At 66.8% G+C, this 9,657-nt stretch carries 10 protein-coding genes; 5 read left to right on the forward strand and 5 right to left on the reverse strand.

The window, feature by feature from the left end; all coding sequences use genetic code 11:
- Nucleotides 1-29 precede the first annotated feature (29 nt).
- The 5 genes from ACHWRX_RS10290 to ACHWRX_RS10310 all read right to left on the reverse strand — a co-directional run bounded on the left by ACHWRX_RS10290 (nucleotide 30) and on the right by ACHWRX_RS10310 (nucleotide 3,696).
- Entirely contained in the window at nucleotides 30-902 is an 873-nt protein-coding gene (locus tag ACHWRX_RS10290) for a DMT family transporter (protein ID WP_394659125.1), read from the reverse strand.
- A gap of 66 nt (nucleotides 903-968) precedes the next feature.
- On the reverse strand, nucleotides 969-1,814 hold the full coding sequence (locus ACHWRX_RS10295) for an oxygenase MpaB family protein (RefSeq protein WP_394659126.1): 846 nt from the start codon (nucleotides 1,812-1,814) through the stop codon (nucleotides 969-971).
- A 79-nt stretch (nucleotides 1,815-1,893) separates the two neighbouring features.
- Entirely contained in the window at nucleotides 1,894-2,766 is an 873-nt protein-coding gene (locus ACHWRX_RS10300) for an MBL fold metallo-hydrolase (protein WP_394659127.1), read from the reverse strand.
- Nucleotides 2,767-2,867: 101 nt separating this feature from the next.
- Nucleotides 2,868-3,344 (reverse strand): DUF1465 family protein, encoded by a 477-nt coding sequence (locus ACHWRX_RS10305; RefSeq protein ID WP_394659128.1) that lies wholly within the window; start codon nucleotides 3,342-3,344, stop codon nucleotides 2,868-2,870.
- Nucleotides 3,345-3,498: 154 nt separating this feature from the next.
- Nucleotides 3,499-3,696, reverse strand: a complete 198-nt coding sequence (locus tag ACHWRX_RS10310; RefSeq protein ID WP_058736911.1) for a YdcH family protein — start codon at nucleotides 3,694-3,696, stop codon at nucleotides 3,499-3,501.
- Between the two features lie 195 nt (nucleotides 3,697-3,891).
- Between ACHWRX_RS10310 and ACHWRX_RS10315 the strand changes: the two genes are divergently transcribed.
- The 5 genes from ACHWRX_RS10315 to tilS all read left to right on the forward strand — a co-directional run bounded on the left by ACHWRX_RS10315 (nucleotide 3,892) and on the right by tilS (nucleotide 9,655).
- Entirely contained in the window at nucleotides 3,892-4,047 is a 156-nt protein-coding gene (locus tag ACHWRX_RS10315) for a YdcH family protein (RefSeq protein WP_082668022.1), read from the forward strand.
- Nucleotides 4,048-4,142: 95 nt separating this feature from the next.
- A complete protein-coding gene (gene ptsP / locus ACHWRX_RS10320) occupies nucleotides 4,143-6,419 on the forward strand; it encodes a phosphoenolpyruvate--protein phosphotransferase (protein WP_058736910.1) in 2,277 nt (758 codons plus the stop codon).
- Between the two features lie 147 nt (nucleotides 6,420-6,566).
- Nucleotides 6,567-7,565: a helix-turn-helix domain-containing protein gene (locus ACHWRX_RS10325; protein ID WP_394659129.1), complete on the forward strand. Its 999-nt coding sequence runs from the start codon at nucleotides 6,567-6,569 to the stop codon at nucleotides 7,563-7,565.
- A gap of 109 nt (nucleotides 7,566-7,674) precedes the next feature.
- Nucleotides 7,675-8,664 carry a tol-pal system YbgF family protein gene (locus ACHWRX_RS10330; RefSeq protein WP_394659130.1) on the forward strand — a complete coding sequence of 330 codons (990 nt, stop codon included), beginning with the start codon at nucleotides 7,675-7,677 and terminating at the stop codon, nucleotides 8,662-8,664.
- 16 nt (nucleotides 8,665-8,680) lie between these two features.
- A complete protein-coding gene (gene tilS, locus ACHWRX_RS10335) occupies nucleotides 8,681-9,655 on the forward strand; it encodes a tRNA lysidine(34) synthetase TilS (protein WP_394659131.1) in 975 nt (324 codons plus the stop codon).
- The last annotated feature ends 2 nt before the right edge of the window (nucleotides 9,656-9,657 follow it).

Genomic DNA, 9,657 nt, shown 5'->3' on the forward strand with positions numbered 1-9,657 from the left:
GCCCCTTGCCACAGTGATGATGCGGGTCGTCAGGCTTTTTTCGGACCTGATCGGGCCAGCAGCACGCCCCCCAGCGCCAGGGCGAAGCCGATGATCTGCACGGTCATCAAGTGCTCGCCGAACAGGAAGCGCGATTCCAGTGCGGCCAGGGGCGGCACCAGCAATAGCAGCACACTTACGCGGGTGGGGCCCTGGCGGCGTGTCATCCAGACCAGCAGCGAAAGGCCCGCGGCGGACAGCATCAGCACCGACCAGCCCAGGCCGAACCACAACTGCGGCGAGTTGTCCCAGCGATAATCGCCTACCATCACGCAGATCACCAGGGCGACGATCGCGCCGCTCAGGTTCTGCACCGCGCTGGATACGCGGATGCCATCCGCCGCCAACTTGCCGGACTGGACCATGGTCCCCGCCGCCATGGCGAGGATGGCGGTGCAGGCGCCGACAACGACGATGAGAGGGACGCTGACTTTCAAGCCTTTCTCCAGCAAAGGCGCCAGCACCAGGAACACGCCGGCCAGCGCAACGGCCAGCCCGCCCCAGCCGCGCGCGGGCAGGCGCTCGCCTATGAACAGGAAGCTTCCCACCGCCACCAGCAACGGTTGCAGCGCGCCCAGCAGCGCCATGATCCCGGCCGGCATCCCGCGCTGCACGGCCCACCAACTGACGCATAAGTAGATGCCGTTCAACAGGGCCCCGGCCAGCAGGTGGCGGCGCAGCTGCGCGCCGCGTGGCCAGGCTTCTCGCGCCGTGAACGCCGCTGCGGCCATCACCGCGGCGGTGATTGCCAGTCGGACAAGCAGGATCAGCTGCGGCGCACCGTGCGGCACCACCCAGCGCGCGGTGACGAAACCGGTGGACCAGATCAGGACGAACAGCGCGGGGGCGAGGCGGGCAAACATGGGGACGGTCCATGGCCACCCCGTTGTGCCCTGTCGACCTTGGTTTCGATCCCGTCGGGTGTCTTGTCAGCGAAAAGCCCAACGCAGGGTTTGCGCCACCCCGAATGTCCCGGCGCGAACCAAGGGCTTTCCCAGCGGTGAGACGGAGAGGCCATGCATTCGCCGCGCCCAATCCGGCAGCAGATCGATGGCGGCCTGCGTTGCCAGCTTCCGTGGTGCATCGCCAAGCGCGGACGTGCTATTGCCGCTCAGGATCAGGCGGGCAACTTCCCGCGTGCGGGCATCCACCTTCAGCTGCGACCGCATTCGCGCGATCAGATCACGCGCCTCGGCCCGGCTGCGGGGCAGGGGGTGAGCGCCCAGCGCTTCGCCCACTTGCGCCATCTGCGCGAAATAGCGATCCTGCTTGGCCAGCGACATCAGCGGCTCGCCGTATCTGATCCAGGCATCCAGGAAGCTGCTGGTCTCGGTCACATGGACCCAGGCCAGCAGCGCCGGATCGTTCGCAGTGTAGGGCGTGCCGTCCGGCAGTGTACCCGACACGTGATCGTGGACCCGCCGCACGGTGGCGATCGCCGCTTCGGCGCGCGACCGCTCGGCATAAGTGGTTTCGGCGATGAAGCGGGCGGTGCGGCGCAGGCGGCCATGCATGTCGCGGCGGAAGTTGGAATGGTCCCACACCCCGGCCAGCACGGCGGGGTGGAGCATCTGCAGCAGCAGGCTGGCGATACCGCCGACCATCATCGCGCCGACATCGCCATGCACCCGCCACACCACCGAGCCGGGCGCGAACAGCGCATGATCGCTGCGCGGCACAGGGGCCTGTCCGCGATCGACATCGTTGAAAACACGCACCACGTGCGTTCGGATCGAAGATTTCAGGCGCTCGGGCAAATTGAGGGAATCGGGCATGAGGCTTCAACGGTTAGCGGGGACATGGGTGCCCTCCAGGCCGCTCGATGTGCCCCGGCGGGCAAGCCCGTCTTCCAGCTCAGGCGGCGAGCAACCACTCTTCTCCCACCGGGGTGACGAAGCCGCGGCGGTCCAGGTCGATCAGATGAGCCAGGACGGAGCGGCCCGCGGCCGGCCACAGCCGTTCGTCCACGCCCTTGTACATCCGGGGGACCATCTGGGCGATGCGGGTGTGGCCTTCGCCGATCTGCTTCAGGATCTGCTTCTCGCGGCTGCGGCGGTGGCCGATCATGCCGCGCACCAGCTGCCGGGGCTTCTCGATCGCGGGGCCGTGGGCGGGAAAGTAGATGCGATCTTCCCGATCGTGCAGCTTCTGCAGGCTGGCCATGTAGTCGGTCATGTCGCCATCGGGCGGGGAGACCACGCTGGTGGACCAGCCCATCACGTGATCGCCGGTGAACAGCACGCCGCTTTCGGGCAGCGCCAGGCAGATGTGATTCGAAGTGTGCCCCGGCGTCGCCACTGCCACCAGCGTCCAGCCATCGCCCGCAACGGTTTCGCCATCGGCCAGCACGCGATCGGCGCGGTAGGAGGCATCGAAGGCGGCGTCGGCGCGGGGGCCATCGTCGTCCATCGTCAACGGTGCGCAGCCGATGATCGGCGCGCCGGTCCGTGCCGACAAGGGCGAGGCGGCGGGTGAGTGATCGCGATGCGTGTGCGTGCAGCAGATCGCCACCAGGCGCGCATCGCCGATGGCGGCCAGCAGCGCCTCGATATGCTCAGCCTCGTCGGGGCCGGGATCGATCACCGCCACTTCGGCGCCGCTGCCGACGATATAGCTTTGCGTGCCGGTGTAGGTGAAGGCCGAGGGGTTGTGCGCCAGCACGCGCCGCACCAGCGGGTCCACCTGTTCGGCCAAGGCGTAGGGAGAGGGTTCGGCAGGAGCGTCCATGACGGGCGATATGGGGCCTCATGGCGGCGGTGTCGAGCCGGAGACGGATCGGCCTTTGCGACTATGCGGCAGCGTTCCGGTGCGCTGCGCCCCGATATCGCTCACCCCGCCAGTCGCCGCTCCAGCCGTTCGCGCAGGCGGGCGATGGCGCCGTGGTCTTCCTCAGGCTGGCGCCAGCGGGCATCCAGGCGCAACAGGCGATCGTAGAGGCGCAGCGTGGTCTGCACCAATTCCTGGATCGGCGGAGGCAAAAGCGCCAGCTGATCCACCTCGCAGCGGCGCATGTCCGCAGAGAGGCGGCCATGGCGGCGCAGCTGGAACTCGGACAATTCGCCCAGGAAGTAGGCGCGGTGGTTCAGCAGCCAGGCCACCGCGTGCATCATGCGGGTGGTGGTGCGCAGCCCCTCGCTCGACAAGGCGACGCGGGCGCGGTCTTCCGGGTCGCCATGGTCATCACCATGGCCAGTGCCCATCCGCCCGCTCAGCGCGAAAGCGTGGCGCACTTCGTCCGATAGGACGAGCGCCTCGCAATAAAGCCCCTCTATGATCCGTGGATTGATCGTAACTGCATGCCCCATAGCGCTCTGATATGACCGAACGGGGAGGCGCGGCAACGGCCCCGCGTTACTTTTTTCGGGTCAATTCGCACCTGTCCGAAAAGGGAACGCGACGCCTGATTTGTGGCGGCGGGTCAGCCGTCCATGCAAAGCCCTGCGCAAGCGGGCAAATGGCTTAGGCGATGATGTCCGGGATGAGGTAGTCCTCGATGATGGCGATCTGATCCTTGAGGCGCAGCTTGCGCTTTTTCAGGCGCGCGATCTGCAGCTGGTCGTTAGAGCCGGCCGCGTTCAGCGCATCGATCGCGGCATCGAGATCGCGATGCTCAACCCGCAGTATTTCCAGGCGCTTGCGCATTTCCTCTTCGGTCACGCGGCACTTCCTCACCGTTGGAATTCATCAAAAACCGCTCTCCCGGCTCGACGCAGCCGGGCGGCGGCTCACCGATATGGGGCATCACGGCGCTTCGCAAGCCCGCCCTATTATGGTTCCATGACAATTGTGCCGCATCCGCATGATGCCGAGTCGGCAGACACGGGTTCGGCGCGTTTGAAAGGAGGACCATCCATGGAAACTTCGCACGTCAGCGCCTTGCAGAACAAACACGCGGGTCTTGAGCGGCAGATCCAATCGGAGATGAGCCGGCCCGTACCCGATGCCGTGGCGATACAAGCTCTTAAGAAGCAAAAACTTCGCCTCAAGGAAGAGATCGCCCGTCATTGATCGGGCCCTTTCGATATTCACCTCATAAATAAATAGCGACATTCGGCGGTTCCGCTGCGTTCCCAAAGCCGGAGCTTTGGGCTAGTCGAGACAACATGAGCATCGGAGCCGTCGAAGCCGCCCGGAATATCCTGACGCGCCTGCACGAAGTGATGGCTTCGCGCAGCAACGCGCAAACCAAGCTGAACACCGTGGTGGAAGTGATCGGCGAATGTCTCGATAGCGAGGTTTGCTCGATCTACCTTCTGCGCGAGGGGATGCTGGAACTGTTCGCCACGCGCGGACTGGCGCAGGAGGCCGTCCACGTCACGCGGATGGCCGTGGGCGAAGGTCTGGTCGGCACTATCGCCGAGGAAATCGAAACGCTGAACCTGGCCGAGGCGACGGCCCATCCTGACTTCATGTACCGTCCCGAAACGGGCGAGGAGAAATTCCACTCGTTTGCCGGCGTGCCGATCGTGCGGCGCGAGCGGGCGGTGGGCGTGTTGTCAGTCCAGCATGTGGACCCGCGCGGCTATGCCGATATCGAGATCGAGGCTTTGCAGACGGTGGCGATGGTTCTGTCCGAACTGATCCACAACGCCGATCTGGTGGACGAAGTGGATAGCTATGCCGGTGCTTCCGGCCAGACCGGGCCTGAGCAGTTGCGCGGGCTGACCCTGGTGAAGGGCCTTGCCAGCGGCGTTGCCGTCTATCACCAGCCGCGCATCACGATCGAGCATGTCGTGGCCGAGGACACCGAGGCCGAGCGCGCTCGCGTGATCATGGCGTTCGACAAGATGCGCGACCAGGTGGAGCGTATGGCCAACCAGGCCGAATTCGGCGTGGGCGGCGAGCATGAGGAGGTCCTGGCGACCTACAAGATGTTCGCCTACGACGAAGGCTGGACCCGCCGCATCAACGAGGCGATCGATTCCGGGCTGACCGCCGAAGCCGCGATCGAGCGGGTGCAGCAGCGCACGCGGATGCGGATGCGCCAGATCGATGATCCCTTGCTGGCAGACCGGATGCACGATCTGGAGGATCTGTCCAACCGCCTGCTGCGCATCGTTTCGGGCCAGCTGGGCACGGCCGCCACCATGGGCCTTCGCAGCGATGCGATCCTGATCGCGCGCAACCTGGGCCCGGCCGAATTGCTGGAATACGACCGGCGCCGCCTAAAGGGCGTCTTGCTGGAAGAAGGCTCGCTGACCAGCCACGTCGTCATCGTGGCGCGGGCGATGGGCATTCCGGTTCTGGGCCGGGTGAGGGGCCTGCGCGGCAAAGTGCGGGAAGGCGATCCGCTGCTGCTGGACAGTGATCAGGCCACCGTCACCATCCGCGCCGCCGCCGGACAGATCGAGGCGTTCGAGACCCGCCTTGGCCGCAGCCGCGAACGGCAGGCGGCCTATGCGGCCCTGCGGGACGTGGTACCGATCAGCCAGGACGGCAAACGCATCACCGTGATGATCAACGCCGGCCTGCGTGACGATGTTGCCAACCTGGCGCTAACCGGCGCGGATGGGATCGGCCTGTTCCGCACTGAGTTCCAGTTCCTCGTCTCGGCCACGCTCCCCGCGCGCGAGCGGCAGACGCGGCTCTATCGCGAAGTGATGGAATCGGCGGGCAACAAGCCCGTGATGTTCCGCACCGTCGACATCGGCGGTGACAAGACGTTGCCCTACTTGCGCCACGATGACGGCGAGGGTGAGGAGAACCCGGCGATGGGCTGGCGCGCGTTGCGCGTCGCTCTGGAGCGGGATGGCTTGCTGAAAGTCCAGGCGCGCGCGCTGATCGAGGCGGCGGCGGGGCGGACGTTGAACGTCATGTTCCCGATGGTCAGCGAACCGTGGGAGTTCGAGGCCGCACGCAAGGTCTTCGAAGGACAGCTGGAATTCCTGCGCAGCCGCCGCAAGCGCGTGGCGGAGAGCATCCGCTATGGCGTGATGCTGGAAGTGCCGGCGCTGGCCGAACAGCTCGACCTGATCGCGCCCCGCATCCAGTTCCTGTCGATCGGCACCAACGACCTCACGCAATTCCTCTTCGCGGCCGATCGCGCGAATCCCAAGCTGGCCGAGCGCTACGACTGGCTCAGCCCGGCGATCCTGCGGTATCTGCGCCGCGTGGTCCGCTCGCTCGACGGTTACAATGTGGACACCACGGTCTGCGGCGAGATGGGCGGACGGCAGCTGGAAGCGCTGGCGCTGATCGGCGTTGGGATCGAACGTCTCTCGATTACCCCCGCTTCGGTCGGACCGCTCAAGGCGATGATCGGCCAGTGCAATGTCGGGGAAATTCGTGCGGCCATGGAGGGTTGGCTGGCCAATCCACCGGAAAACCTGCGCCAAGTGCTGACGGACTGGGCGCAGGAACGCGGCATCTCCGTGGATTGACCTGGGCCTAAATACGTATCTGTCATCCTGCGTTCACTTTTACCCTCCGAAAAGCACCTGTCCGAGCGTGACACCCGGTTGACTTCGCCGTCGGGACCGCGTTGTCTCCATCCGGAAGCCCCCTATCAACCGCCGGTCGGGAGCGGCATGGAAAAACACGACATTACGCCGAGCATCTCTTCGTCGCCCACCAGCGTCGGTGATCAATTGCGTGCCGCCCGAGAGGCGCAGGGGCTCAGCCTCGGCGATATCTCGGCGCAGACGCGCGTGGCCGAACGCCATCTCATCCTGATAGAGGAAGGCCGGTTCACCGACCTTGCCGCACCGACTTATGCGATCGGGTTCTCCCGTTCCTATGCGCGCGCCGTCGGCCTGGACGAGGCGGACATCGCCGCGCGTGTTCGCCGCCAGATCGATGCGCAACCCGCCTCCCGCCCGCCGACGCTGCCCAGCTTCGAACCCGGCGATCCCGCGCGCGTGCCGCCGACGCGGATCGCGTGGGCGGCTGGCCTGCTGGCCGTCATCGTGGCGGGCGCGCTGCTGGTCTACTGGACCAATTTCCTTTCGCCTGAGGGGCAGCTGCCGCCGCTGGAGCCCGATGCAAGGCAAGTGGCCGCCGCGCCCAGCATAGCCCGTGCGCCGCAAGCGCAACCGGCAACGCCCGCCGGGCCGGTCATCCTCACGGCCATGGCGCCGCGCGTTTGGGTGAAGGTAACGGACAACAAGGGCGACCAGCTATTCCAGAAGGAACTGGCGCAGGGCGAAAGCTACACCGTCCCGGCTGACGCGCAGAACCCGCAACTGCGCACCGGTCGTCCGGACAAGTTGCAGATCACCGTCGGCGGCAGGGCACTGGCGATGCTGGGAGACAAGCCCCAGGTGGTCAGCGGTGTGGTGCTAACCCCGGCGGCTCTGGTGGAGCGGATCGGCCCCGCGGGGCAGGCGCCCGCCGCGGCGCCGACTTCGCCTGCGCCGACCTCCTCCGCTCCGGTCGCTACCACGACGCGCCTGCAACCCATCCGCCAGCAAGTGGGCGGCAATCGGGACGATAAGCCACCAGCCCCGCGCATGGATGACATGCTGCGAGGTATCGAGGCACCGGCCAATGCGCCTCAGGACAATTCGGTATCCACTACGGCGCAGTAGGCCCTGCTCGACACGGGCCGGCGGTTGAGGCAAATCTAGGATCGGGAACGCCTGCGGGCGGTGATGCGGGTGGCCCCATGGGCGGCCCGGTAAGGGAGATTGATCGGCTATGGTACTGATGCCCTCGCGGCTGACCGGCTTGCGGCAAGCCAGCGGTGCTGTCCTGGCGCTGATGCTGGCGGGAACGGCGCTGCCCGCGCTGGCGCAGAGCAACACCGAGCTGCGGCTGAACAAGGTCGAAGGCGAAGTGCGCGCGCTGCAACGCAAGGTCTTCCCCGGTAATGGTGACAAGATGTTCACGCCGGAAATCTCCGCCCCCACGCCAACGCCAGGCACGCGCCTGCCGTCCACCAGCGCGATGACCGATGTACTCACCCGCATGGATGCGCTGGAAAGCCAGGTCGCGCGGCTGACCGGGCAGGTGGAACAGAACAGCAATCGCATCACCCAGCTGGAAGCGAAGCTGGCGACCACGCAGCCGTCCACCACCGGGACGAGCATCGGCACCGGCACGCAGCCGCTGGCGACGAACGATGCGGGCGTTCCGGTCAGCACCACGCCCTCCGGCCAGATCGCGGGCGGCACCGCCACGCCAGCGCCTGCGCCGCGCCCGACCCCTACACCTGGCCCCACACCGTCCCCAGCCGCCGCAGCGCCCAGCTCCTCGCGCGTTCAGGCGGTCAGCGCCATCGTCAAGCCCAGCACCGGTAACGCCGAGGAGGACGAATACAGCTACGGCTATCGCCTGTGGGAAGCCAAGTTCTATCCCGAGGCGCAGCAGCAGTTGAAGATGTATCTGGAAAAGTACCCGCGCGGCTCACGCGCCAGCTGGGGCCGCAATCTGCTGGGCCGCGCCTACCTGGACGATGGCAATGCCCTGGAAGCGGCCAAGTGGTTCGTCCAGAACTATCAGGCCGACAAGCGCGGCGATCGTGCGCCTGACAGCTTGCTCTATCTCGCCATCTCGATGAAGCAGTTGCAGGACACCAAGCGCGCCTGCATCGCCTTGTCGGAGTTTGGTTCGACTTACGCTGCCGAGGCCGCCGGCCGCCTCAAGAGCGTATACGATACGACCAAGGGCGGCTTGAAGTGCAGCTGACGCCGCATTTTGCGGGGTGAGCATTCCTGACGAACGGGCTGGGCGTTTCGCCCAGTCCCTGCGCATGGTCTGGCCGGAGATGAACGCCCCGGCCGCGCCCCGGCTGGGCGTAGCGGTTTCGGGCGGACCGGACAGTCTGGCTCTCCTCCTCCTGGCGGCGGCGGCCTTGCCGGGACGAGTGGAGGCGGCGACGGTGGATCATCGCTTGCGGCCCGAAAGCGCGATCGAGGCGGCGGATGTTGCCGCGCTGTGCCGCTCGCTCGATATCCCGCACGCGATTCTGCCCGTCACGGTCGAGCCTGGCAACGTGCAGGACGGCGCTCGGCGCGCCCGCTACGTGGCGCTGGCGCATTGGGCGCAGCAGCGAAGCCTCCACGCGATCGCCACCGCGCATCATGCCGACGATCAGGCCGAAACACTGCTGATGCGCCTCAACCGGGCGAGCGGCGTCGCAGGCCTGGCCGGGGTGCGGCCTCGCGGCTGGGTCGCGGATGGCGATCTGCCCTTGGTCCGGCCCTTGCTCGGCTGGCGGCGGTCAGACCTTGCGCAAGTCGTCGCCGATGCGGGCGTGACGGCTGCTGATGATCCCAGCAACCGCGACGATCGCTTCGACCGCGCTCGCCTGCGCAAGGCGATCTCGGGCGCGGACTGGCTGGACGTGCCCGCCATCGCCCAAAGCGCCGCTCATCTCGCCGACGCGGATGCCGCGCTCAGCTGGTCGGCGGACATGGAATTCAACGCGCGGGTAAAGCGCGATCCGTTCGGCATGACCTATCGGCCGATGGCCCCCAAAGCGATCGCGCTGCGCGTGGTGGCGCGCATCGTCGCCGAACTGGATGCTGAAGCGAGAGGCAGCGCGATCGCCCGCCTGTTCGATGCACTCGCGGCCGGCGAACCCGCTTCCATCGGCGCCCTGGTCGTCCGCCCCAACGCCGGCGGCTGGAGCTTCGCCAAAGCCCCGGCGCGAAAGGCACCGAAGCGGGCGGGGTGAGT

It is taken from the genome of uncultured Novosphingobium sp. (assembly GCF_964277725.1).
Lineage (GTDB): Bacteria > Pseudomonadota > Alphaproteobacteria > Sphingomonadales > Sphingomonadaceae > Novosphingobium > Novosphingobium fluoreni.

Coding starts and splice junctions, on each gene's coding strand:
- ACHWRX_RS10290 (WP_394659125.1), bottom strand. CDS start 902: ATGTTTGCCCGCCTCGCCCCCGCGCTGTTCGTCCTGATCTGGTCCACC.
- ACHWRX_RS10300 (WP_394659127.1), bottom strand. CDS start 2,766: ATGGACGCTCCTGCCGAACCCTCTCCCTACGCCTTGGCCGAACAGGTG.
- ACHWRX_RS10325 (WP_394659129.1), top strand. CDS start 6,567: ATGGAAAAACACGACATTACGCCGAGCATCTCTTCGTCGCCCACCAGC.
- ACHWRX_RS10315 (WP_082668022.1), top strand. CDS start 3,892: ATGGAAACTTCGCACGTCAGCGCCTTGCAGAACAAACACGCGGGTCTT.
- ACHWRX_RS10295 (WP_394659126.1), bottom strand. CDS start 1,814: ATGCCCGATTCCCTCAATTTGCCCGAGCGCCTGAAATCTTCGATCCGA.
- ptsP (WP_058736910.1), top strand. CDS start 4,143: ATGAGCATCGGAGCCGTCGAAGCCGCCCGGAATATCCTGACGCGCCTG.
- ACHWRX_RS10305 (WP_394659128.1), bottom strand. CDS start 3,344: ATGGGGCATGCAGTTACGATCAATCCACGGATCATAGAGGGGCTTTAT.
- ACHWRX_RS10330 (WP_394659130.1), top strand. CDS start 7,675: ATGGTACTGATGCCCTCGCGGCTGACCGGCTTGCGGCAAGCCAGCGGT.